The organism is Cellulomonas avistercoris, from assembly GCF_014836445.1.
Taxonomy (GTDB): domain Bacteria; phylum Actinomycetota; class Actinomycetes; order Actinomycetales; family Cellulomonadaceae; genus Cellulomonas; species Cellulomonas avistercoris.
In genome coordinates, this window is record NZ_JACSQV010000014.1 from 79,738 (window position 1) to 102,718 (window position 22,981).

At 75.7% G+C, this 22,981-nt stretch carries 22 protein-coding genes; 9 read left to right on the top strand and 13 right to left on the bottom strand.

Annotated elements, in window-relative coordinates; all coding sequences use genetic code 11:
- Positions 1 to 17 precede the first annotated feature (17 nt).
- The 4 genes from H9657_RS15405 to H9657_RS15420 form a co-directional block, all read right to left on the bottom strand.
- On the bottom strand, positions 18 to 839 hold the full coding sequence (locus H9657_RS15405) for a glycerophosphodiester phosphodiesterase family protein (RefSeq protein ID WP_318241538.1): 822 nt from the start codon (positions 837 to 839) through the stop codon (positions 18 to 20).
- Positions 840 to 913: 74 nt separating this feature from the next.
- Entirely contained in the window at positions 914 to 1,927 is a 1,014-nt protein-coding gene (locus tag H9657_RS15410) for a CNNM domain-containing protein (protein ID WP_191784305.1), read from the bottom strand.
- A complete protein-coding gene (locus H9657_RS15415; RefSeq protein ID WP_225215421.1) occupies positions 1,924 to 3,318 on the bottom strand; it encodes a hemolysin family protein in 1,395 nt (464 codons plus the stop codon). Before H9657_RS15415 ends, H9657_RS15410 begins: the two co-directional genes overlap by 4 nt.
- Positions 3,319 to 3,496: 178 nt before the next feature.
- Positions 3,497 to 5,092, bottom strand: coding sequence for a bifunctional phosphatase PAP2/diacylglycerol kinase family protein (locus H9657_RS15420; protein ID WP_191784306.1), 1,596 nt, complete (start codon positions 5,090 to 5,092; stop codon positions 3,497 to 3,499).
- Positions 5,093 to 5,203: 111 nt separating this feature from the next.
- Here H9657_RS15420 and H9657_RS15425 point away from each other — a divergent pair, with 111 nt between their 5' ends.
- The 3 genes from H9657_RS15425 (at position 5,204) to H9657_RS15435 (ending at position 6,478) form a co-directional block, all read left to right on the top strand.
- The gene (locus H9657_RS15425; protein WP_191784307.1) at positions 5,204 to 5,674 is read left to right on the top strand and encodes a helix-turn-helix transcriptional regulator; all 471 of its coding nucleotides are present in this window, start codon (positions 5,204 to 5,206) and stop codon (positions 5,672 to 5,674) included.
- A 10-nt stretch (positions 5,675 to 5,684) separates the two neighbouring features.
- Complete coding sequence (locus H9657_RS15430) at positions 5,685 to 6,092, top strand: VOC family protein (protein ID WP_191784308.1); 408 nt, start codon at positions 5,685 to 5,687, stop codon at positions 6,090 to 6,092.
- An 86-nt stretch (positions 6,093 to 6,178) separates the two neighbouring features.
- Positions 6,179 to 6,478, top strand: coding sequence for a hypothetical protein (locus H9657_RS15435; RefSeq protein ID WP_191784309.1), 300 nt, complete (start codon positions 6,179 to 6,181; stop codon positions 6,476 to 6,478).
- A gap of 10 nt (positions 6,479 to 6,488) precedes the next feature.
- Here H9657_RS15435 and H9657_RS15440 read toward each other — a convergent pair whose 3' ends face one another.
- From H9657_RS15440 to H9657_RS15460, 5 genes are all read right to left on the bottom strand, one after another.
- Positions 6,489 to 9,230 carry a cation-translocating P-type ATPase gene (locus H9657_RS15440; protein WP_191784310.1) on the bottom strand — a complete coding sequence of 914 codons (2,742 nt, stop codon included), beginning with the start codon at positions 9,228 to 9,230 and terminating at the stop codon, positions 6,489 to 6,491.
- A gap of 123 nt (positions 9,231 to 9,353) precedes the next feature.
- Complete coding sequence (locus H9657_RS15445) at positions 9,354 to 11,264, bottom strand: DUF4914 family protein (protein WP_191784311.1); 1,911 nt, start codon at positions 11,262 to 11,264, stop codon at positions 9,354 to 9,356.
- Positions 11,265 to 11,425: 161 nt separating this feature from the next.
- Positions 11,426 to 12,346 (bottom strand): DUF4349 domain-containing protein, encoded by a 921-nt coding sequence (locus H9657_RS15450; protein WP_191784312.1) that lies wholly within the window; start codon positions 12,344 to 12,346, stop codon positions 11,426 to 11,428.
- Positions 12,347 to 12,439: 93 nt separating this feature from the next.
- Positions 12,440 to 13,321, bottom strand: a complete 882-nt coding sequence (locus tag H9657_RS15455; protein WP_191784313.1) for a DNA-3-methyladenine glycosylase family protein — start codon at positions 13,319 to 13,321, stop codon at positions 12,440 to 12,442.
- 344 nt (positions 13,322 to 13,665) lie between these two features.
- A complete protein-coding gene (locus tag H9657_RS15460; protein ID WP_191784314.1) occupies positions 13,666 to 14,685 on the bottom strand; it encodes a helix-turn-helix transcriptional regulator in 1,020 nt (339 codons plus the stop codon).
- A gap of 92 nt (positions 14,686 to 14,777) precedes the next feature.
- Between H9657_RS15460 and H9657_RS15465 the strand changes: the two genes are divergently transcribed.
- The 5 genes from H9657_RS15465 (at position 14,778) to H9657_RS15485 (ending at position 18,488) form a co-directional block, all read left to right on the top strand.
- Positions 14,778 to 15,782: an ABC transporter ATP-binding protein gene (locus tag H9657_RS15465; protein WP_191784315.1), complete on the top strand. Its 1,005-nt coding sequence runs from the start codon at positions 14,778 to 14,780 to the stop codon at positions 15,780 to 15,782.
- Positions 15,779 to 16,597: an ABC transporter permease gene (locus H9657_RS15470; RefSeq protein WP_191784316.1), complete on the top strand. Its 819-nt coding sequence runs from the start codon at positions 15,779 to 15,781 to the stop codon at positions 16,595 to 16,597. Before H9657_RS15465 ends, H9657_RS15470 begins: the two co-directional genes overlap by 4 nt.
- A 105-nt stretch (positions 16,598 to 16,702) precedes the next feature.
- Positions 16,703 to 17,356: a DUF6518 family protein gene (locus tag H9657_RS15475; protein ID WP_191784317.1), complete on the top strand. Its 654-nt coding sequence runs from the start codon at positions 16,703 to 16,705 to the stop codon at positions 17,354 to 17,356.
- A 44-nt stretch (positions 17,357 to 17,400) separates the two neighbouring features.
- Positions 17,401 to 17,919 carry a methylated-DNA--[protein]-cysteine S-methyltransferase gene (locus H9657_RS15480; RefSeq protein WP_191784318.1) on the top strand — a complete coding sequence of 173 codons (519 nt, stop codon included), beginning with the start codon at positions 17,401 to 17,403 and terminating at the stop codon, positions 17,917 to 17,919.
- 35 nt (positions 17,920 to 17,954) lie between these two features.
- Positions 17,955 to 18,488 carry a DUF1697 domain-containing protein gene (locus H9657_RS15485; protein WP_225215422.1) on the top strand — a complete coding sequence of 178 codons (534 nt, stop codon included), beginning with the start codon at positions 17,955 to 17,957 and terminating at the stop codon, positions 18,486 to 18,488.
- 6 nt (positions 18,489 to 18,494) lie between these two features.
- On the opposite strand, the gene H9657_RS15490 is transcribed toward H9657_RS15485, so the two are convergent.
- Genes H9657_RS15490 through H9657_RS15505 form a run of 4 tightly spaced genes read right to left on the bottom strand, consistent with a single transcriptional unit; the run spans position 18,495 to position 21,583 of the window.
- Positions 18,495 to 19,292: a hypothetical protein gene (locus tag H9657_RS15490; protein WP_191784319.1), complete on the bottom strand. Its 798-nt coding sequence runs from the start codon at positions 19,290 to 19,292 to the stop codon at positions 18,495 to 18,497.
- The gene (locus tag H9657_RS15495) at positions 19,292 to 19,888 is read right to left on the bottom strand and encodes a SigE family RNA polymerase sigma factor (RefSeq protein WP_191784320.1); all 597 of its coding nucleotides are present in this window, start codon (positions 19,886 to 19,888) and stop codon (positions 19,292 to 19,294) included. The genes H9657_RS15490 and H9657_RS15495 overlap by 1 nt, the downstream gene beginning before the upstream one ends.
- Positions 19,885 to 21,030: an amidoligase family protein gene (locus tag H9657_RS15500; RefSeq protein WP_225215423.1), complete on the bottom strand. Its 1,146-nt coding sequence runs from the start codon at positions 21,028 to 21,030 to the stop codon at positions 19,885 to 19,887. The genes H9657_RS15495 and H9657_RS15500 overlap by 4 nt, the downstream gene beginning before the upstream one ends.
- A gap of 4 nt (positions 21,031 to 21,034) precedes the next feature.
- Entirely contained in the window at positions 21,035 to 21,583 is a 549-nt protein-coding gene (locus tag H9657_RS15505) for a hypothetical protein (RefSeq protein WP_191784321.1), read from the bottom strand.
- A gap of 184 nt (positions 21,584 to 21,767) precedes the next feature.
- On the opposite strand from H9657_RS15505, the gene H9657_RS15510 reads away from it, so the two are divergent.
- Entirely contained in the window at positions 21,768 to 22,964 is a 1,197-nt protein-coding gene (locus H9657_RS15510) for an alcohol dehydrogenase catalytic domain-containing protein (protein WP_191784322.1), read from the top strand.
- Positions 22,965 to 22,981 lie beyond the last annotated feature (17 nt).

Genomic DNA, 22,981 nt, shown 5'->3' on the forward strand with positions numbered 1-22,981 from the left:
GCCCCGCTCGTCCGGGGTCAGGTCCAGACGCCGCGCGAGCGCAGCACGTCGCGCAGGAGGTCCGCGCGGTCGGTGACCAGACCGTCGACCCCCAGGTCCAGCAGGCGGTGCATCTCGGCCGGGTCGTTCACCGTCCACACGTGCACGTGGCGGCCGGCCACGTGCGCGGCGGCGACGGTGCCGGCGTCGACGACGCGCAGGCGCCCCTGCGCGACCGGCACCTGCAGCGCGTCCACGTCCCGCAGCGCGCGGGCCGCCAGCCGCCCGGCGCGCGCGCGGTGCGACACGAGGAACCGGGCGACCTCGCCCGTCGCGGCCGACGTGGCCACCGGCCGGCTGAGGTGCGCGAGCGTCGCGCGACGCCGTGCGGCCGAGAACGACGTCACGCACACGCGGTCGTGCGACGCCGTGCGCTCGATCGCGTGCGCCACGGGGACGATCGCGTGCTCGCTCTTGACGTCGATGTTCACGCGCAGCCCCGGCCACGTGCCCAGCACGTCCTCGAGCCGCGGCACGGGGTCGACCCCGCCGATGCGCGCGCGCCCGACGACCGCCCACGGCAGCTCGGAGACCAGCCCCTCCGCGTCGGTCGTGCGGTCCAGGGTCTCGTCGTGCAGCGCGACGGCGACGTCGTCCGACGTCGCGTGGGCGTCCGTCTCGACGTACCGGAAGCCGAGGTCGACGGCGGCCCCGAACGCGGTCAGCGAGTTCTCCCGCCCGTCGAGCGCGAACCCGCGGTGCGCCAGGGCGACGACGCCGCTCGGGTCGTCGAAGTACGGGTGGGGCGCGCGCGACGGCGCGTGCCCACGGCTGTCGTCGACGTCGTCACCCGTGTGCACGTCACCACTGTCACCCGGGCGGACCGCGGGGACGCCGGCGACGGCCGGGTTTTCACCCGACCGTCGCGGTCCCGTCATGCCGGCGCCGTCCGTGAGGCCTGCGGCAGCAGGCGCTCCACGACGTCCGCGAGCGTCACGACGAGCGTGCGCTCGCCGCCGGTCACCACGGCCAGGTGGTGGCGTCCCTCCCGCATCCCGGCGAACGCGGTCACGACGAGGGTGCCCGCGGCCACCTCGTACACCGGGCGCACGAACGGTGCGGCCGGTGCGTCGGGCGCGCTGGTCAGGGTGTCGCGCACGTGCACGACCCCGGTGACCCGCCCGTCGCCGACGAGGATGCGCAGGTGCCCGCTGTCCAGCGACGCCCGTTGCACGTCCGCGACGGTCGCGGCCGTCGGCACGGTCACGGGGACCGCGCCGGGGTCCGCCAGGTCCTCGACCGTCATGCGCTGGAGCTCCAGCGCCTGCGAGAGCTGCGCCGAGAACGCGGCGTCCAGCGCACCCACGTTGGCCGAGTGCTCGACCAGGTGCCGCAGCGACGCCGGGTCGGTCGTCGCGGACATCTCGTCGACCGGCTCGACGCCCAGGCGGCGGATCAGGCCGTTCGCCGCCTCGTTGAGCGCGCGCAGCACGGGCCGGGTGGCCCACATGAAGCCGCGCATGGGCAGCGCGAGCAGCCGCGCCGACGTCTCGGGGTGGGCGATCGCCCACGACTTCGGCGCCATCTCGCCCACGACGAGGTGCAGGAACGTGACGACGACCAGCGCGAGCACGAAGCCGGCGACGTCGGCCGCGACCGCCGGCAGGCCCCACGACGCGAGCACGGGCGTCAGCCAGTGGTGCACGGCGGGCTTGGTGAGGGCGCCCAGCGCCAGCGTGCACGCGGTGATGCCGAGCTGTGCGCCGGCCAGCAGGACCGTGAGCTCGTGCGAGCTGCGCAGCGCGGCGCGGGCGCTGCGGCTCGTGGCCGCGGCGTCCTCGAACCGGTGGCGGCGTGCCGCCAGCATGGCGAACTCGACGGCCACGAAGAACGCGGACAGCGCCACGATGGCGACGGTCACCGCCACCACGACCCAGGGGTTGCTCATCGGTCCGCCTCCCGGCCGTCGGTCGACGGGGTGGTCCCGCCGGGGGTGCCGGTGCCGCCGTGCGCCGGCAGGACGCTGAGGCGCACCCGCGCGGGCACGTGCCGCTCGACGGCGAGCACCTCGATGCGCAGCACCTCGACCGGCGGCGCGTCGGGGTCGCCCAGGCGCGCCGGGTCCGGCGGCAGGGGGACGTCGACGACCGTGCCCTGCGGCGGCAGCGCGCCGTGCGCGTCGATCGTCAGGCCCGCGATGGTCTCGTGGTCCCCGCGCGGCAGGTCACGCGCGAGCGCGCGCTCGACCTCGTCGACGTGCACGTCGCCCGCGACGATCCACGAGCCGTCGTCCTGCCGGGTGGCGTCGGCGGCGTCCAGCGGGTCGTGCTCGTCGTGGATCTCACCCACGAGCTCCTCGGCCGCGTCCTCCAGCGACAGCGCGCCCGCGAACCCGCCGTACTCGTCGATGACGACGGCCAGCTGGTTCTGCGTGCCGACCAGCAGCCGCACGGCGTCGGGCAGGGGCATGGACTCCGGCACCAGCGGTGCCGGGCGCTGCAGGTCGGCCGCGGTCGCCGCCGGGTCGGTGCAGCGCAGCACGTCGGGCAGGTGCACGACGCCGGTGACGCTCTCGTCGTCCAGCACCGGGTAGCGCGAGTGACCGTGCGACATCAGCTCGCGCAGGCGGGTCACGGACGTCCCGGGCTCGACGACGTCGACGCGCGAGCGCGGCACCATGGCGTGCTCGACGTCCCGCTGGGGGAAGTCCAGGATCCGGTCGAGCAGGACGGACAGGTCGCGCGGCAGGTCGGGGGAGCCCGCGACCAGGTGCTCGAGGTCGCGCGCGGTCGCCGAGTGCTCGACGTCGTGCACGGGCTCGATGCCCAGGAGCCTGAGCAGCGCGTTCGACGCGGCGTCGAAGATGCGGACGAGCCAGCCGAACGCCCGCAGGTACCAGACCGTCGACGTGGCCAGGCGCACGGCCGTGGCCTCGGGGCGGGCGATCGCGAGGTTCTTGGGGAACAGCTCGCCGAACAGCATCTGGACCAGCGTCGAGAACAGCAGCGCCAGGACGGTGCCGACCGCGACGCCGACGCCCGTGGGCACGTCGACCATGCCCAGCGCCTCGCCGATCGACTCGCCGATCAGCGGCTCGGCGACGTACCCGACCAGCAGGCCCGTGACGGTGATGCCGAGCTGGGCGCCGGACAGCATGAACGACGTGCGGCGCGTGACGTCGAGCGCCTTGCGCGCGCCCTCGTCACCGGACTCCGCGCGCGAGGCCAGCCGCGAGCGGTCGACGGACATGTAGCCAAACTCCTGGGCCACGAAGTACGCGGTCGCGGCGGTGATCGCCAGGACGACGAGCACACCGACCAGGAGGGTGAGGACCCACATCAGAGCCCCACCTCCCGTCGCGTCGTCGCGTCGCGGGGGTGGGGCACGGGACTGTGCCCCGGACTGTCGGGGTCCATCGGTTCTCCGCCTCGAGTAGGGGACGGGTGGGCAACGTGCGGGTCGGTGCGGACGTTCCCGCGCGGACGACCCGCGCCGGGTGACGTCCGTCACGGGTCGCTCAGCGGTCGGTCGGGCCGTCGTGCCGGTCGTCGTGCGGCTGGTGGGCCGCGTAGACCCGCAGCGCACCGGGCACGATGCGCAGCCGCGCGACGGACGCCGGGGGCAGCGGTGTGGTCTCGCCGTCGTGGGCCAGGACGGCGGGTGCGCCGGTCCCCACCGTCAGCGTCGCGGCCGTGCGCTGCCGCACGACCAGCCGCCGGCGCACCGGCGGCACGGCCGCCAGGGCCCGGGCCCCGAGGTCCCCGGCCACGAGCTCGAGGACCGCGCGCAGGCGGCTGTACGCGGCCGCGGCCCCGGCGTCGCGCACGTCCAGCACGCCGTCGTCGAGGCGACGCCGGGCGACCGGTGCCAGGGTCCGCGGGTGGTAGCGGCCGACACCGGCGAAGAGCGACCACCAGGTGCCGTCCTCGTCGTCGACGACCAGCGGGACCGGTGAGCTCGCGCGCAGGGCGCGGGCTGCCGCGACGAGCGTCGCCGAGGGCTTGCCGATCCGGGGCGTCAGACGGTCGCGCACCGTCACGAGCTGCGGGTACACCCCGACGGAGAACGTGTTGAGCACCGTCACAGGGTCGCCGTCCCCGACCGTCAGCTCGCCGACGTCCACGACCGCCCCGGTGCCCGCCGCGGCGGCGCGGGCGGCGGCACCGACGGACGGCAGGCCCAGGGTCAGCGCGAAGTGGTTGAGCGTCCCGGTGGGCAGCACCAGCAGCGGCAGCCCCTCCCGGCGCGCGGCGTCCGCCACGGCGGCCGCGGTGCCGTCGCCCCCGGCCGCCCCGACCGCCCGCGCGCCGCGCGCCGCGGCCTCCCGCACCACCTGCGCGACCGACGTGCCCTCGTCCAGGACGACGACGTGCGCGCGGGGGAGCGCGCCGCGCACGAGGTCCGCCACGGGGTGCACGCGCACGCGCGCCGCACCCGAGCGGGGGTTCACCACGACCGTCAGGCCCTCGCCGTCGGGCAGGGCCGGGAGTCGCACGGGCGGACCCGCGGGCGCGTCCGGTCCCGGCAGCCGGCGGCTGGGGACGAGCCGTCGCCCCGCGAGCGCGACCCCCGCACCCAGCGCGACGCCGCCGGCCACGTCCGAGACCCAGTGCGCGCCGACGTGCAGCCGCGAGTACGCGACGGCCGCGGCCACGGGCGCCACGGCCACGCCCGCCGCCGGCCACTCCAGCGCGACACCGGTGGCGAACGCCGCGGCCGAGGCGCTGTGACCCGACGGGAACGACCCGGACGTCGGCTGGCGTGCGAGTCGCCGCACCCACGGCAGGTGGGACGCGTCCGGGCGCCGCCCGCCGAACACGAGCTTGCCCAGCAGGTTCGCCAGCGCGCTCGCGGCCACGACCGAGCCCAGGCCGCGCAGCGCGGCCCGCTGCCCGCGCCACCCCGTCAGCGCCAGGCCGGCGGCGACGGCGCACCACAGGCGCGAGCGGTCGGCGGCGGTGGACAGCCGCACCAGCGCGGCGTCGACGCGCGCACCCAGCCGGTACGCCGACGTCCGCGCGTGCGCGGCGCGGTCGGCGCGCGCGAGCAGCGTCAGCACGTCGTGCGGGCGCAGCAGCCCCGGCACGCGTCCCTCGTCGCGCCGCGTCGCCATGGCACCCCGTCCGCCGTCCGTCGTGCTCGCCCCTGCCACCTTCGCACGGGTCCGCGGCCGGCACTCCCCGGGGTGCTGGGCATCCGGCGTCCCGCACGGCAGGCTGGGGGGATGGCGACCGGCGCGACCAGCGGCACGACCCGTGGCGACGCGCACCTGCAGGAGCTGCGTCTGCTGCGCACGGTGCGTGACCGCATGGACCGCGACTACGCGCAGCCGCTCGACGTCGAGGCGCTGGCCCGCGGCGTGCACATGTCCGCCGGGCACCTGAGCCGCCGGTTCCGGGCCGCGTTCGGCGAGTCGCCCTACTCCTACCTCATGACGCGGCGCGTCGAGCGGGCGATGACGCTGCTGCGGCGCGGCGACCTGTCGGTCACGGAGGTCTGCTTCGCGGTCGGCTGCTCGTCGCTGGGGACGTTCAGCACGCGCTTCTCCGAGCTGGTCGGCATCCCGCCGTCGGAGTACCGCCGGACCGCGGCGACGGACGGTGCGGGCATCCCGAGCTGCGTCGCCAAGCAGGTGATGCGCCCGCAGCGGGATCGGTCAGGATCCGAGAAGCGCCGGCCGCACGCGTCCTCCTAGCGTGGTGGCCATGGACCTCCTCATCCACTACACGTTCCTCCCCGCCGACGACCCCGAGGCGTCGCTCGCGTTCTACCGCGACGTGCTCGGCTTCGACGTCCGCAACGACGTCGGGTACGGCGACATGCGCTGGATCACCGTCGGCCCGCCCGCGCAGCCGCAGACGTCGATCGTCCTGCACCCGCCCGCGGCGGACCCCGGGATCACCGACGACGAGCGGCGCACCATCGCGGCGCTCATGGCGAAGGGCTCCTACGCGTCGGTCGTGCTCGCGACGTCCGACGTCGACGCGGCCTTCGAGAAGGTGCAGGCCGGGGGCGCCGAGGTGGTGCAGGAGCCGATGGACCAGCCGTACGGCACGCGGGACTGCGCGTTCCGCGACCCCGCGGGCAACATGGTCCGCATCAACCAGGTCTGACGGCCCTCGGCGTGCAGCGCGCCATCGGCGGGTGATTCTGCCGGGGCGGCGGATCGATCGAACAGGTGTTCGACTATCCTGGCGTCATGTCCGACCGCCCGCTGCCACCCCGACCCCCCGCCCGCGACGTCGCCAACAGCGAGGTCCCCGACGGCATCCCGACCCGTCCGCAGGGGGACGTCGCGGTGGTCGTGCGGCTGGTCTGGTCCGACGGCGGGGAGGAGTGGCGCGCGGCCCGGGCGATCCGGTGGACCCGCACGCACGTCATGGTCGCGTGGCGCGAGCACGACACCGACCCGCGCTCGGAACGGCACACGTGGCTGCGCGCCGGCGACGTCGCGCGCTCCATCAGCTGGTTCGTGCCGCCGGAGCGCACCCCGGCGTGAGGCGCGCGCCTCAGGCCCGCACGCGGCGCGCGACGACCTTGCCGACCTCGCAGAGCAGGAAGACGCCCACGGCGACCAGCAGGGCCATGCCCCAGTCGCGCGGCGCGATCGCGGCGGAGCCGAACCACGCCTGCATGAACGGCGCGTAGGTGAAGAGCAGCTGCAGCGCGAGCAGCGACGCCACGGCGACCCACACCACGCGGTTCCCGGTCAGCACGCGCCAGGTGAGGCTCGAGCCGTTGAGGAACCGGCAGGAGAACAGGAAGGCCATCTGGCCCAGCACGAGCATCGCGACGGCGGCGGTCCGGGCCACCGCGTCGTCCGCACCGAGCTCCTTCTCGACCAGGTAGATCAGCAGGGTGGCACCGCCGATGAGCAGCGAGGCCCACACGACGAGCACGAGCGACGGCCGGGACAGCACCGCCTCCTTCCGCGAGCGCGGCGGGCGGTCCATGATCCCCGCCTCCGCGGGCTCGTACGCGAGCGCGAGCGACAGGGTCACCGCGGTGACGAGGTTGACCCACAGGATCTGGACCGGGCTGAGCGGCAGCGCGAGACCGAGCAGCACGGCCACGAGGATGACGAGGGACTGCGCGCCGTTCGTCGGCAGCAGGAACACCACGGACTTGCGGATGTTGTCGTAGATCCGCCGCCCCTCCTCGACGGCTCGCTCGATCGTCGCGAAGTTGTCGTCCGCCAGGACGATCTCGGCGGCCTCCTTGGTGGCCTCGGTCCCCTTGATGCCCATCGCGATGCCGATGTCGGCGCGCGTCAGGGCGGGCGCGTCGTTGACGCCGTCGCCGGTCATGGCGACGACCTCGCCGTGCGACTGCAGGGCCCGCACGATGCGGATCTTGTGCTCCGGGCTCGTGCGCGCGTACACGTCGACGTCCCGCACGCGGCGGCGCAGGTCCTCGCCGCTCATGGCCTCGAGCTCGGCGCCCGTGAGCGCCTGCACGTCCTCGCCCGGCGGGACGATGCCGAGCTCGCGCGCGATCGCGACGGCGGTGCCCGCGTGGTCGCCGGTGATCATCTTGACCGCGATCCCCGCGCGGTGGCAGTCGGCGATGGCGGCGACGGCCTCGGGGCGCGGCGGGTCGACGATGCCGACGACGCCCAGGAACGTGAGCCCGGCCGCGACGTCGTCGAGCGCGAGCCCCGACGTGTCCGGCGCCGCGGGGCGCTGCGCGGCGGCGAGCACGCGCAGGCCCTGCGCGCCCAGCGCGTCGATCGTGCGCTCCCAGTGCGCGCGGTCCAGCGGAGCCGGTGCGCCGTCCGGGCCGCGCTGCGTGGTCGAGCGGTCCAGCAGCCGGTCCGGGGCCCCGACGACGTGGATGCGCAGCGTGCCGTCCGCGAGGCGGTCGAGCGTCGCGGACAGCTTGTGGGCCGACTCGAACGGCACGGCGGCGAGCCGCTGCGTGCCCGCCGTGCCGGCCCCCGTCTTGAGGGCGAGCGTGCGCAGCGCGGCCTCGGTCGGCTGGCCGACGATCGTCCACCGGCCGTCGTCGCCGGCCGTCACGCGGGAGTCGTTGCACAGCGCACCGGCACGGACCAGCGCGGCGAGGTCCGCGTGCGCGGCGAGCGGCGCGGGGGAGCCGTCGAGGGTCACGCTCCCGGTCGGCTCGTAGCCCAGGCCCTCGACCGCGTACGTCCGCTGCGCCGTGACGACCGTGCGGGCCGTCATCTCGTTGCGCGTCAGCGTGCCGGTCTTGTCCGAGCAGATGGTGGTGACCGAGCCGAGCGCCTCGACCGCGGGCAGCTTGCGCGTGATCGCGTGCTGCCGCGCCATCTGCTGGACGCCCAGCGCCAGGGTGATGGTCACGAGCGCCGGCAGGCCCTCGGGGACGGCCGCGACGGCGAAGCCGATCGCGGCGGACACGAGGTCCGGGAGCGCGAAGTCGTGGACGACCCGGCCGACGACGAGCATGACGAACGCCATGGCGAGGATCCCGCGCGACAGCAGCGTGCCGAGCCGCCCGAGCTGCTGGGTGAGCGGCGTGTCGAGGTGGTCGACGCTCGCGATGAGCGCCTGGATGCGCCCGATCTCGGTGCGGGCACCCGTGGCCGTCACGACGCCGCCGCCGGTGCCGGCCGCGACGATGGTGCCCGAGAACAGCATGCTCGCGCGGTCCCCGACGCCCGCGTCGGCGCCCACAGGGGCCACGTCCTTGACGGCCGGCACCGACTCGCCGGTCAGCGCCGACTCGTCGACCTGCAGGTTCGTGGCGCGCACGAGCCGCACGTCCGCCGGCACCTTGTCGCCCGAGCGCACGCGCACGACGTCGCCCGGCACGAGCGTCTCCGCGTCGACCTCGGTCCACCGGCCGTCGCGGCGCACGGTCGCGGTGAGCGAGAGCATCGTGCGGATGCCGTCGAGCGCACGCTCGGCCTGCCCCTCCTGCAGGAAGCCCACGAGCGCGTTGACCAGCGCGACCACGAGGATGACGCCGAAGTCGACCCAGTCGCCCAGGAACGCCTTGAGCACGGCGGCGGCGAGCAGGATGTAGATGAGCACGTCGTCGAAGTGCGACAGGAACCGCCGCAGCGCCGACGGTCGCGGGGCCGTGGGGAGCCGGTTGGGACCGACCGTCCGCAGGCGGGCGGCCGCCTCGTCCGCGTCCAGACCCGCCCGCGTCGTGCCGAGCCGCTCGAGCACCGCCTCGGGCTCCTGGGCGTAGGGCAGGTCGTCGGGGACGTCCGGGGCGGCGGGCTCCGTGCCGCGTCGGGCGTGGTCGTGGGCCGTGCTCGTCATGCGTCACCTCGGTCGGTGTGGCAGGACCGGACGTCCTCGCATCGTGGCACGCGCGGCGTCGGGGCGACACAGGGCGGGGCCGCACCCCGACGTGCAGGGTGCGGCCCCGGTGCCGCGGACGTCTCAGACGTACAGGGGAGTGAGCGCCTCGTAGTCCTCGACGGTGCCGCCCCGCAGGACGACCTCGATGATCTGGCGGCCCAGCGGGTCCAGCTCGTCGGTGAGGAACTGCTCGAGCTCGGAACGGAAGAAGTCCGTGAGGATCTGCGCGCCGGCGTCGTACGCCTCGAGCCCGACCTGCGACTGGTACTCGGGCTGCAGCAGCGTCGGCCGGATCTGCTGCCCGTCGAGCTTGACGTCCTTGGGCCGGTAGCCGAACAGCGCGCAGCGCGCGGGGGTCAGCTGCTCGGGCTGGATGCGTCCGCCGCCGCGGCGGGCCAGGTACTCGCGGGTCAGCCACTCGGCCGAGAACCCGACCTTGTACGCACCGATGTGCTGGTTGGGCACCAGCACGTACCGCGTGCGGTCGTTCTCGACGATCTGGCGCAGCAGCAGGTTCGCGGCGGCCACCTTGGTGCCGGTCGAGAACGGCCAGTACGACCCGACGCCCTCGGCGACCATGCCGCCGTGCTTGAGCGCCTTCTTGACGTCCTTGCTCTCGCCGATCGACGGGTTCTTGTCCCCCCGCGGGGCGATGAGACGCCACACCCACGCCAGCGACGGCGGGATGATGTGCATCATCCCCATGATCCCGTAGCTGGGCTTCTCACGGGTGCACAGGGGCATCCGGACGCCGAACGTGCGGACGTCGACCTCCTGCGGCTCGGCGATGACGTTCTTGACGAACGAGCGCGGGATGACGACGCGCGGGTTGGGGCACCGCTTGCCGTTGGAGTCGAGCGTGTGCTCCCACGGCAGCGCGGTCGCGTCGGGCACGCCGTCGATCGACAGGAACAGCAGAGGCTCCTGCGGGTGGATCACGGCACGCTCGAACGCCGGGTCCTCGCCGTAGCTCGTCATGCCGTCGACGCGCACGAACCAGCCGGCCTCGGCGTCGGCGACGACGAGCCTGCCGTTGCCCTTCTGCACCGACGGGTGGCACAGCGTCATGTCGTCGGTCACCGGCGCGAGCGCCGAGGTCTCGCCGAGGGTGATGTGGTACGGCTCGTTGCGCACGACGTTGGTCCCCACGAGGATGCGGCCGTCGTCCTCGCGCCGGATCTCCTGGCACATCTCGGACTTGCCGCCGCCCGAGGCGCCCTCGTGCATGATCACGGTCTCGTTCTCGTACGGCGTGGTCACGCGCACGCTCGACGCGTGGGCCGTGAGCCAGCCCTCGTGCTCGCCGATGTCGAGCAGGACCGAGAACACGCCCTTCTTGGCGCTCGGCCCCGGGTACAGGTTGTACGCCCACACCTCGTGCAGCTCGCGCGAGCGGTTGTGGACGACGACCTGGCGGCCGCCGAAGTGGGTGTGCCGGAACGGGGGAGCGACGTACAGGATCGAGCGCGGCGTGAACGGACCGATCTCGTCGAACGTCACCCAGCCCTGCAGGTCGACCAGCGTGAGCGCGAAGAAGGCGCTGTTGAGCGGGACGATCGCCAGCGACGGGTAGCCGAACCGCGGACCGCCGGCCTTGAACGGCACCACGACGAGCTCCTGCGTGGCGAGCCACTCGAGCGTCTCGGTGCGCGTGGGGTCGAACTCGGCGTCGAAGACGTCGCGGTAGCGCGGCTTGTCGGTCGGCAGGTCGTCGGCGATGCGCATGCAGTCCGGGTCGCGCCGGCGCATGTAGTCCTCGGGGTAGTTGACGGCGACGCCGTTGCGGCAGCGGGTGATCGTCGCCTCCGGGACCATCTCGCCGTCGACGTCGTACTCCACCGTGAAGGTGGGGCCGCCCTGTGGACCCAGGGCCAGCCGGTAGAGCTCCTCGCGCGTCGCGGGGACGACCAGGCGCGGGCTGGCCTCCAGGGCCGCACGCACCTCGGGTGCGAGAGACACGTCCGCCAGGGGACCGGTCACGGTGACGCTCATGGCAGCTCCTTCGCCTTGGGGACCGGGAACGGTCGTGGCGACACGTGACCCGGCAGGCAGTCCGGCGACCTCGCGGTCCCGGTCTGCTCTTTGCCAAGAGATTAGGACCGGAAGGCACGCCGTCGGCGGGACCTTCGGCCGTCGGGGAGCGGGCGACGCCGTCAGGCTCCGGCTGCGGGGCCGGGCGTGGGGGGCGCGGGCGGTGCCGTGGGGGCCGCCGTGGGGGCCGTCGACCGGCGGCGGCGCCACACCAGGACACCGGCCCCGACCAGGGCGCCGAGCACGAGCCACGGCAGCAGCACGCCGATCACGACGAGGACGCCGCGGACCGTCGCGGTGAAGGCCCCCCAGCCCGTCGCGAGCCCGTCGAGGAACGTGGCCGGCTCCTCGACGAGCGCCTCGGGCACCTGCTCGGGCGCGTAGATCTCGACGTCGACCGTGGACAGCGCGACGCGGTCGGCGAGACGTGCGCGCTCGGACCGCAGCCGCTCGAGCTCGGCCTGCCGCTCGGTCAGCGCGCCCTCGGCCTCGATGACGTCGCGGTTGGTCGACGCGCTCGCGAGCAGCGCGGACATGCGCTCGACCGAGAGCTCGGTCGCGGTGATGCGCGCGTCGAGGTCCTGGGCGGCGTTCGTGACGTTCTCGGTCTCGACGAGGTACTCCTCGAGCTCGCCGATCCCGCCCAGGTCCTCCGGCAGGGACGTCATCGCCGACGACGGCACCCGCAGCGTCAGCGTGGCGCTGCCCGGGTCGTCCTTGCCGCTGCCCGAGCGCTCGTAGCGGGCGTCCACGCGGCCGTCGAGCCGCGCGACCAGGGCCACCACGTCGCGCGCCGCGGCGACGGGATCCGTGGCGGTGAGGGTCGCGCGGGCCGTCTGGACGACCTGCTGGTCCTCACCGGTGCCGGTGGCCGTGCCCTCCACGCGCGCCGCACCGTCACCGGCGGCGCCCAGCGCCGCGGCGTCGTCGGCCGCGGCCTCCGGTGCGGCCATGCCGGAGTCGGCCGATCCCTCGGCGCTGCACCCGGTGAGAGCGGCGAGCACGGCGAGGGTGGCCACGAGGGTGCGGGTGCGGGTCGTCATGGCCGCACGCTAGGTGCCACGCGTCGCACGGGGGCCCGAACGCCGGGATCGTGACCCCCTCGACACCGGATCGCGCCCGCACCGATGCCGGGCTCACCCGTCCGGTCCTCCCGTGCGCGCGACGCGGGCGGGCGAGCCCGGCGGCACCTCGGCGTAGCCCACGGACGACCACAGGTGCGTCGCCGCGAACGCGCGCCACGGCGACCACGCCCGACCCGCGGCGGCGACGTCGCGCGCGTCCGGCACACCCAGCGCCCGGCGCAGCACGAGGTCGCCCCACGGGTAGGCGTCCCGGTGGCCGAGCGCCCGCAGCTCGACGACGTCGGCGGTCCACGGGCCGATGCCCGCGATGGCCAGGAGAGCGGTGCGGACCTCGCCGACGGGTGCCCCCGGTGCGAGCACCAGACCGTTCGCGCACGCGACCGCGAGCGCGTGGACGGCCCGCGCCCGCGCGTGCGGCACGCGCAGCACCGCCTGCAGCGCCACGGGGTCGGCGGCGGCGACGTCGTCGGGGAGCGGGAACGCCGTCAGGCCCGACGGGTGCGGCCGGCCGTACGCGGCGGCGAGCCGGCCCCCGGTGGTGCGTCCCGCGCGCAGCGAGACCTGCTGCGTCAGGACGGCCTGCACCGCCGCCTCGAAGCCGTCGGGGTGCCCGGGCACGCGCAGGTGCGGACGGGCGGCCAGGAGCGGGCCGAGCGTCGGGTCGTCGGCCAGCGCGTCGTGCACTGGGGCGAGGTCGTCGTCCAACCCGAACCACCGCGCGGCGAGCCGGTCGCCCGCGCCGGTGGCGTCGGGCCCGTCGGTGCGGACCTCCACGCCCGCGGCCGTGACGTGGGCCGTGACCGCCACCGGGCCCGCGCCGAGGTCGACGAGGCGCCGCACCGTGCCCGCGGCCACGTCGACCTCCTCCACGCCGGGCACGGCGCGGGCCGCGACGGAGGCGAGGGCGGGGCCGGGCTCCAGGGGTGCGCGCACCCGATCACGCTAGTGCGGTCGACGGACGGCCCCCGGTCGGAGCCGGCGTGACCGACGGCGCGCGACGGCAAAGACCCGGTCGTGAACTGGTCGCACGTTCGAGATGCGGAGGTCACGCAGCGGTGCCATGCTCGGTGCATCAGCCGATCGCGCCACCACCGCGACCGGCCACCCGCGGTTCCGACTTCCACGTCACTCCGCACGTCGCAAAGGGTCCGGCGAGAGCCGGGCCGGCCCCTCGGGGCCAGAGAGTCCGCCACGCCTCGTGCCGGCGAGACGGCTCTCCCGCCAGGTCCCGCTCCCAGCGTCCGGGGGCGGGACCGGTCATGTCCGCACCGGGCACGTCACGGCGACGGCACGGGCGCCCCGCCCGGCGGGGCGCCCGCCGCCGCGACGGCGGCCCCGTAGCGCGCGGCGAGGCGGCGGCACGCGTCGGCGAGGTCCGGCGGTCCGACGACGTCGAACGGCACGCCGAACATCCCCAGCACCGCGGCCAGCCCGTCCCAGGACCACGCCGAGGTGACCAGCCGGGCGTGCGCGGCGTCGACCGCCTCCACCACGGCGTCGCGGCCCGCCCACCGCGCCACCTCGGCCGCGGGCATGCGCAGCACCGCCTCGCCGCGGCAGGGGCTCGCGGGTCGTGCGCCGAGGCGGGCGGCGACGAACGCCGCGACGTCGCCCCCCGGGACCTCGCGCGGCGGCACGCGCGGCCCGGTCGGCGTGCGCGGTGCCATGCGGTCCACCCGGAACGTGCGCCAGTCCTGACGGTCCAGGTCGTAGCCGACCAGGTACCAGCGACCGCCCCACGTCACCAGGTGGTGCGGCTCCGCGCGCCGCGGCGGGCGGAACGCGGACTCGCCCTGCCCGACCATCGGTGCGCTGCCGCCCTCGTAGTCGAAGCGCAGCACCTCCCGGGCGCGCACGGCGGTGCCGACCGCGAGGAGCACGTCCGCGCCCACGGTGACGTCCCGTTCGCGGCGCCGCACCACGGTGACCGCCAGGGCGTCGGACGCGGCGCGCAGGTGCGTCGGCATGACCTGGCGCAGGGTCGTCAGCGCACGCAGCGCGGCCTCGTCGACGCCGTCGACGCCCGTGCCGGCGGTCTGCAGCGCGAGCGAGAGCGCCACGACCTGCTCGTCGTCCAGGAGCAGCGGCGGCATCCGGTCGCCGGACGTGAGCCGGTAGCCCCCGTCCGGGCCCTTGGTCGCGTGCACGGGGTACCCCAGCTCGCGCAGCCGGTCGACGTCGCGACGCACGGTGCGGGCGCTCACGCCGAGCCGGTCGGCCAGGACGTCGCCCGGCCAGTCGCGGCGGGACTGCAGCAGCGAGAGCAGCGCGAGCAGACGCGAGGACGGCGACGACATGCCTCCACAGTGCCACCGGTGGAGGACAGGACCTGACCGCTACCCGGAGCAGCATCGACGTCGTCCCGATCGGCACGAGACCTGGAGACACCATGATCCGCACCCGAGGGCTGACGAAGGACTTCGTCGTCGGCCGCACCCGGACCGTGCACGCCGTGCGCGGCATCGACCTCGACGTCGCCGCCGGCGAGCTCGTCGCGGTCCTCGGCCCCAACGGGGCCGGCAAGACCACCACGATGCGCATGCTCACGACGCTCGTGCGACCCACCGCCGGCACCGCGAGCGTCGCGGGAGCCGACGTGCTGGCCGACCCGGCCGCGGTCCGCCGCCGCATCGGGTACGTCGGGCAGGGCAACGGTGCCGGACGCTCCCAGCACGTCGTGGACGAGCTCGTCCTGCAGGCGCGCATCCACGGCATGGACGCGCGCACCGCACGGCGCCGCGCCGACGAGCTGCTCGACGCGCTCGACCTGACCGACCTCGCGCACCGCAAGGTGCAGAGCCTGTCCGGCGGCCAGCGGCGGCGTGCCGACGTCGCGCTGGGGCTCGTCCACGGCCCCCGGCTGCTGTTCCTCGACGAGCCGTCGACGGGCCTGGACCCGCAGACCCGTGCCCACCTGTGGGAGCACGTGGGACGGCTGCGTGCCGAGCAGGACGTGACGATCGTGCTGACGACCCACTACCTCGAGGAGGCCGACTCCTTCGCCGAACGCGTCGTGGTCGTCGACCACGGGCGCGTCATCGCCGACGACACGGCGGACGCGCTCAAGCGCGACCTCGCCGGCGACCGGCTCGCGCTGACCGTCGCGACGACCGCGGACGCCCCCGCGCTCGCGCAGGTCGTGGGCCGGGCGGCGGGCGCGCGCGAGGTCGAGGTCGACGGCCCGCGCGTCACCGGGCGCGTCGCCGACGCCGCGAGCGCCGCGGCGCAGGTCGTGCGCGCCGCGGCCGCCGCCGGTGTCGACGTCACCGAGGTCCGGACGCAGCGCCCGACGCTCGACGACGTGTTCCTGGCCCTCACGGGTCGCAGCCTGCGGGAGACCGCCACCACCACCGAGGACCGGGCGGACGACCCCGCCGGGAAGGACGCAGCATGACCGCCACCACGCTCGACACCGGCACGGCCGCACCGCCGACGCGCGAGAGGCGCCGCTCCTGGTGGACCGACGTGTGGCTCGTGCTCGCGCGCGAGCTGCGCCCGGTCGTCCGCGAGCCGTTCTCCCTCGTCTTCGGGCTGGTGCAGCCCCTGGTGTTCCTGGCCCTGTTCGGGCCGCTGCTCGTCGGCAGCGTGGGCGCCGGGCTGCCGGCGCCCGACGTGTGGCTGTGGTTCGTGCCCTCGGTCCTGGTCATGACGACCCTGTTCGGCACGTCCACCACCGGCTCCAACCTGCAGGACGAGATGATCGCGGGATCCCACGAGCGCATGCTCGTCTCGCCGCTGTCGCGCTCGTCCCAGATCGTCGGGCGGGCGCTCAAGGAGGTCGTGCCCCTCGTGGCCCAGGCGCTCCTGGTCGTGCTCGTCATGCTGCCGTTCGGGCTGCGGCCCGACCCGGTCGGCGTCGCGCTGGGCCTCGCGCTGCTCGCGGTGCTCGGCGTCGGCCTCGGAGCGTTCAGCTACGCGCTCGCGCTCGCGGTCCGCTCGCAGCAGTGGGTGTTCTGGGCCGTCCAGCAGACGTTCCTGTTCCCGCTCATGATCCTCTCGGGCCTGCTGCTGCCCCTCGAGACCGGCCCGCGGTGGATGCAGGTCGCCTCGAGCGTCAACCCGCTGCGGTGGGTCGTCGACGCCGAGCGTGCCCTCTTCGCGGGGGACCTGGCCGCGTCGGCCGTGGCGTGGGGCTTCCTCGCCGCGGGCCTGACGGCCGTCGCCGGGCTCGTCGTGGGGGTGCGCGCGATCCTCGCGTCGACCGACTGACGGTGTCCGGTGCGCGAGCCCGTCCCCCCGCGGGTGGACGGGCTCGCGCACGCGCGCGCCCGCCGGCCGATGCCCGCGCGCGCACCGCGTCGCGAGACTGCGGGCATGGCGAGCACCGGCACCCTGCCCGAACGATCCACCACGCTGCGCGGGTACGGCCCCGCCGCCGCCCTGGCGCTCGCGGTCGCCGGCGGCACGGTGTCCGGCGCGATCACGTCGTTCGCGCAAGGGCTCCCGTTCCCGTTCGCGGGCTTCGCGAACGCGGTGTCGCCGTGGCTCGTGGTGCCGTTCGTGGTGGGCGCGACCCCACGGCGACGCCGGTGGGCGCTCGTGGTCGGGGTCGTGGCGTGCGCGGGGCAGGTGGCGGGCTACTACGCGACGGCGCACCTGCGCGGCTTCCCCGTCGGCACCGGCGGGGTGCTCCTGTGGCTCGCGTGCGCACTGCCGGGCGGCCTGGCGGCGGGGGCGGCGGGCTGGTCGTGGTGGCGCTCGGTCGACGCGCCGGGACCGTCGCGGTGGGCGGCGCGCGAGCGCGGGCTCGGCGGCGCGGTCCTCGTGGCCGCGTGGCTCGCCGAGGCGCTCGTGACGTACACGGTCGTGCTGCGGTACACCGGGCACGCGGTCGCGTTCGTCGCGGCGGGTGCCGTCACGTTCGTCCTGCTGGGGCGCCACGGGCGCCAGCACGGCGCGATCGCCCGGTGGCTGGTGCCCACCACCGCGCTCGCGTGCGCCGGCTTCGCGGTGCTCCACTCGCTGTAGCCGCCGCCCTGTCGCGTGTCGGTGGTCCGGTGCAGGATGGCGGCGTGACGACGACGTACGCGGTGGTGCGCGCCCCCTTCGGGCCCGTGACCGTCGCCGTGGCCGACGGCGCGGTGACGGACGTCCGGTTCCCGCACCTCGACGGCTCCGCGGCGACCGACGGCCTGGGCGAGCCCGCCGCGCCGGCCGACGACCCGGTGCTGGCGGCCGCGGTGCAGCAGCTCACGGCGTACCTGGCCGGCGAGCTGCGCGACTTCGAGCTGCCGCTGCGCTACCGCGGCAGCCCGTTCCAGCAGCGCGTGTGGGAGGGCCTGCGCGCCGTCCCCTACGGGACCACGACGACGTACGGCGCGCTCGCGACCGCGCTCGGGCTCGACCCGCGGACGTCGGCCCGTGCGGTGGGCGCCGCGAACGGCGCCAACCGCCTGCCGATCGTCGTGCCGTGCCACCGCGTGATCGGCGCGGACGGCACGCTCACCGGCTTCTCGGGAGGCGTCGAGCGCAAGCGCGAGCTCCTGGCGCTGGAGGCGCGCGTCGCGTCGGGCGCGGGCACGCTGTTCTGAGCGTCGAGTCCGACCGGCGACGGGGGAGGACCACGATGACCGTGATGGTGGCGCTGCTGCGCGGCGTGAACGTCGGGGGCGCCACGCGGGTGCCGATGGCCGACCTGCGGCGCGTCGTCGTCGACGCCGGCTACGACGCGGTCCGCACGTACGTCAACAGCGGCAACGTCGTGCTGGCGGCCGACGGCACGGACACCGAGGCCGTCGCCGCGACGCTGCGCGCGGCGTGCGCGGCCGCGTTCCCGGTGGCGCCCGACGTCGTGGTCCGCACCCGGGACGAGCTGCACGCCGTCCTCGCGGCGAACCCGTTCCTCGACCGCGACGAGGACCCGACGCACCACCACGTCGTCTTCCTGCCCGGCACGTCGCCCGCCCGGACCCCCGACGTCGAGGTCACCCCGCCCGAGGACCTCGCCGTCGCCGGGCGTGAGGTGTACCTGTACCTGCCGGGCGGCATCGGACGCAGCGTGCTGGCCGCACGCCTCGCTCGTCGCCCCGGTCCCGCGGGCACGGCACGCAACTGGCGCACCGTGACGACGCTCGCCCGGATGGCCGACGAGCCTGTCTGAGCCCGCTCAGCCGTCGCCCCCGGGCGGACCGGACGGCGGCAGGGGCAGTGCCTGGCCCTGGGCGACCGCGACCGCGGCGCGGGCCTTCGCCTCGCTCACGTCGACGTCCCACAGGTCGGCCAGCGCGAGCGCGTCCTCCCACACGTAGCCCGCCGCCCACAGCCCCTCCAGCTGGGCGCCGGTCACGGCCGTCGTGCCCGTGCCGGGCGTCACGCCCTGGGGCGCCGCGCCGCCCGGAGCGGCGGTGCCGAGAGCCGCGGTGCCGGGCGCCATCGAGCCGGGCGCGACGGGCGGCGCCTGCCCGTCGAGCAGCATCTGCCCGGCGCGCGCCTTCGTCTCCGTCGTCCCGGTGCCCCACAGCTCCTCGAGCGCCGTGACGTCCTCGATCTCGTAGCCCGCACCCCACAGCGCCTCGTACTGCTCGCGCGTGTAGCCGTCCGGCATCGCCGACCAGTCGATGCCCACGGCCCGCACGACGCTCTCGACGGTCCGTGCCATGGGGGAGTACGGGTTCGCGGCCGCCGCGGCACCCGCACCGCCGATCGCGAGGCTCGACGTCACGACGCCCGCGGCGGCGATGCGTGCGCCACGTCCCGCCAGGAGGCGCGACGTGGACCGCTGCGACGTCGCCAGCCGCTGCTCGACGGCCGCCGCCACGGCGACGGCGTCGGGCGCGAGCGTCTCGCGCGAGCGCAGCGACGCCGCGATCCGCTCGGCCAGCAGGTCGCGCGGCGCGCACGTCGCAGGTGGTGTCCCGGCGTCGTCGCCGGGGGAGCCGGGCACGGCTCGCAGGTGCTCGTTCATCAGGACTCCGTGGTGAGGTCGGCGACCCGCAGCGCGGCGAGCGCGCGCGAGGCGTGGGAGCGGACGGTCGCGGCGGACGTCCCCAGGACCTGGGCGATCTCCAGGTCGGCGAGGCCCTCGTAGTACCGCAGGACGAGGACGGTGCGCTGCCGCGGGGGCAGCTCGGACAGGCGACGCCACATCGCGTCGTCCTCGACCACGCGGTGGGCGTGGTCGCGCGCCGGGTCGGCGTGGGCGGCCAGCACGTCGTCGCTCGACGGGTGCACCGTTCTCACGTGCCACCGCCGGCGCCACGACAGGTGCTCGTTGGTGACCATGCGGCGCAGGTACAGGTCGGGGCGCTCCATGAGGCCGATCCGCGTCCAGCGCACGTGGGCGCGCAGCAGGACCTCCTGCACGAGGTCGGCCGCGGTGTGCCCGTCACCGGTCAGCACGGTGGCGTACCGCAGCAGCCCGGGCAGGTGCGTGCGAACGACCTCGTCGAGGTGGTGCCCGGGCGAGCCGGTCCCCGCGGATGTCGCGTCCACCAGCGCGCGCAGCGGCCGGACCGCCGGGATCGCGGCGCTGTCGGGGGACATCGGGGTCCACACGCTCATCGCGTCACCGCCCGGTGCGCACCCGCGAGCGCGTCGAGCGCCCCGGGGGCGTCGTGCGCGGCGGCCGCGTCCGGCCGTGGCACCGGGCGTGCGTCGAGGCAGCGCAGCAGCAGGCGCTCGACGAGGCCGGCACGGCGGACGACGTCGTGCCCGTCGATCGAGCCGGGCAGGACGCGCACCTCCACGGTGTCGCGCACGGGTCGCGCGGCGACCAGCTGCGTGAGGTTCACGTCGGCGTACTTGGTCAGGCCGACGGCGCGCGCGTCGCGCTGCAGCTGCGCCCAGGCCTCGGGCGTCGCGGCACGGTCCCGCTCGACGAGGTCGACGAGCGCGTCCGGCAGGGGCGCGAGCCGGCGGCAGGCCGGGTTGGTGCCCAGGGCCTCCCACAGAGGCTCGCGCCAGTGCGCGAAGAGGCGCACGAGGTTGGCGAACGTCCCCGGCCGGCGGAACGGTGCCCCGTCGACGTGCACGTGCACCGCGGCCTCGTGGGGCACCGTGAACCCGAGGTCGCGGGCCGGGGCCAGCAGGTTCTCCAGCGCCCGGGCGTGCGCCCGCTCGAGCGGCGGCGTCACGACCTCGCAGGGGCGCTCGCGGCCCGGTGGCAGGGCCATCGCCACCGCGATGCTCGCGCCGGTCGCGTCGTTGACGCGCGCGGCGCCGGGGAACACGTCGAGCGTGGCACCGAACAGGTCGGCCACGGGCCGCAGCACGTCGGCGAGCGACGCGTGCGGGTCCACGTGCCGCTCGACGAGGCGCAGGAGACGCGGGTCGTCGCACAGCACCCGGTACCAGCCCCGGTGCCCGGGCAGGTCGCGCCTGCCGGGCACCGGGACGAGGTCCGCCTCGATGGTGATGTCGTCGACGAGGCGGGCGAGCGGCCGCCCGCGCCAGTCGACGACGTCGAAGGCGGGGGACAGGTGTCGGAAGACACCGACGCCCGGCACGGCCGACGGCTCGCTGTCGGTGTGGAAGGACCGCCGCACGGCGCCGCCGCTGCGGGCGGCGAGGACGTCGGCCAGCGCCTGCCGGTCGGAGCCCGCGGGTGCGAGCAGCTCGATCTCGACGCCGGTGCGCAGCGTCAGGCCGTCCGTCTCGATGGTCGTCTCCTCGCGGTGGCGGTGCCCCAGCATGCCGGACGTCATCGGGTCAGGACCCCGTGGTGGCGGTACCGCTCGGCTCGACGGGCAGCGTCTGCCCGTCGACGAGCGCCTGCCCGGCCCGCGCCTTGGTCTCGGCGGTGTCGGTGCCCCACAGCGCGGCGAGCTGCTCGGCGTCCTCGTACGTGTACCCGGCGGACCAGAAGGCGTCGAGGGCCACGGACTGCGGGTCGGCGCCCGCCTCGGGGTACGTGCCGGGCGTGATCGGCAGCGTCTGCCCGTCGGCGAGCAGCTGGCCCGCCTGCGACTTGGTCTCGACGACGTCGAGGTTCCACAGCTCCGCGAGGTGCTGCACGTCGCCCGACGTGTAGCCGGCGTCCCAGAACGCCGTGTACTGCTCGGGCGTGTAGCCCTCGGGCATGCCCTCCCACTCGATGCCGACGCTCTGCAGGGCGCCGGACAGGGTGCGGGACACGGCAGAGCCGGGTGCGACGGCCATCGCACCTCCCGCGCAGGCCACGGAGAGGCCGGCGGCGACGGCCCCGACGGCGATGACCCGTCGGTGCCGGGCGGGGGTGCGGGCGGGAGTCGCGTTCATGGTGTTCCTCCTGGTTCGGGTGACTGCGTGCACCGTGGAAACGCGGCTCGCGCCGGGGATGTGGAGCCGTCGCCCGAACTCGTCCGGCCCCGGGGGCGCGCGGGTCGGGCGTCTGCGGATGCGCACCGGGCGGACGGGTGCCACGGTGGCGACGACGAGCAACGAGCGACGGAACGGTGGACAGGTGCGGGCACTGACGTGGCAGGGACGCGAGCAGGTGCGGGTCGAGGACGTGGCGGACCCGCGGATCGAGGAACCGACGGACGCGGTGATCCGCGTGACGTCGACGGCCGTCTGCGGGTCCGACCTGCACCTGTACTCGGTGCTCGGTGCGTACCTCAAGCCCGGTGACGTGCTCGGCCACGAGGCGATGGGCGTCGTCGAGGAGGTCGGTCCGGAGGCGGGCACGCGTCTGCGGGTGGGGGACCGGGTCGTCGTCCCCTTCGGCATCGCCTGCGGCACGTGCCACATGTGCGCGCTCGGTCTGCAGAGCCAGTGCGAGACGACGCAGGTGCGCGGTGCGGGCAAGGGTGCCGCGCTGTTCGGCTACACCTCGCTCTACGGCAGCGTGCCGGGCGGGCAGGCGCAGTACCTGCGGGTGCCGCAGGCGCAGTACGGGCCCGTCGTGGTGCCGGACGACGGCCGGCCGGACGAGACGTACCTCTACCTGTCGGACGTGCTCCCCACCGCGTGGCAGGCGGTCGCGTACGCCGACGTGCCGCCCGGCGGCACGGTCGCCGTGGTCGGCCTGGGCCCCATCGGCCAGATGGCCGCACGCATCGCGCTGCACCGCGGCGCCGAGCGCGTCATCGGCATCGACATCGTCGCGGAGCGGCTGCTCATGGCGTCGCGGCACGGCGTCGACGTCATCGACGCCGCCCGGACCGACGACGTCGTCGCCGCGGTGCGCGACCGCACGCACGGCCGCGGTGCGGACGCGGTCGTCGAGGCCGTCGGCATGGAGGCCCACGGCTCGCCGCTCGCGGCCGCCGGGCAGCGGGCCGCGGCGTTCCTGCCGGACGCGCTCGCGCGGCCCGTCATCGAACGGGCCGCGGTGGACCGCATGGCGGCGCTGCACACGGCCATCGGCGTGGCGCGTCGCGGGGCGACCGTGTCCGTCGTCGGGGTGTACGGCGGCGCGCTGGACCCGATCCCGATGATGGACGTGTTCGACCGTCAGCTGACCCTGCGGTTCGGCCAGGCGAACGTGCGGCGCTGGTACGACGACCTGCTGCCCCTGGTCACCGACCCGTCCGACCCGCTGGCCGTCGCCGACCTGCGGACGCACCGCGTGTCCCTGGAGCAGGCGCCGCAGGCGTACGACGTGTTCCAGCGCAAGGCGGACGGCTGCATCAAGGTCGTCCTGGACCCCACGTCGTGACCGGCGGGTCGCGTCCC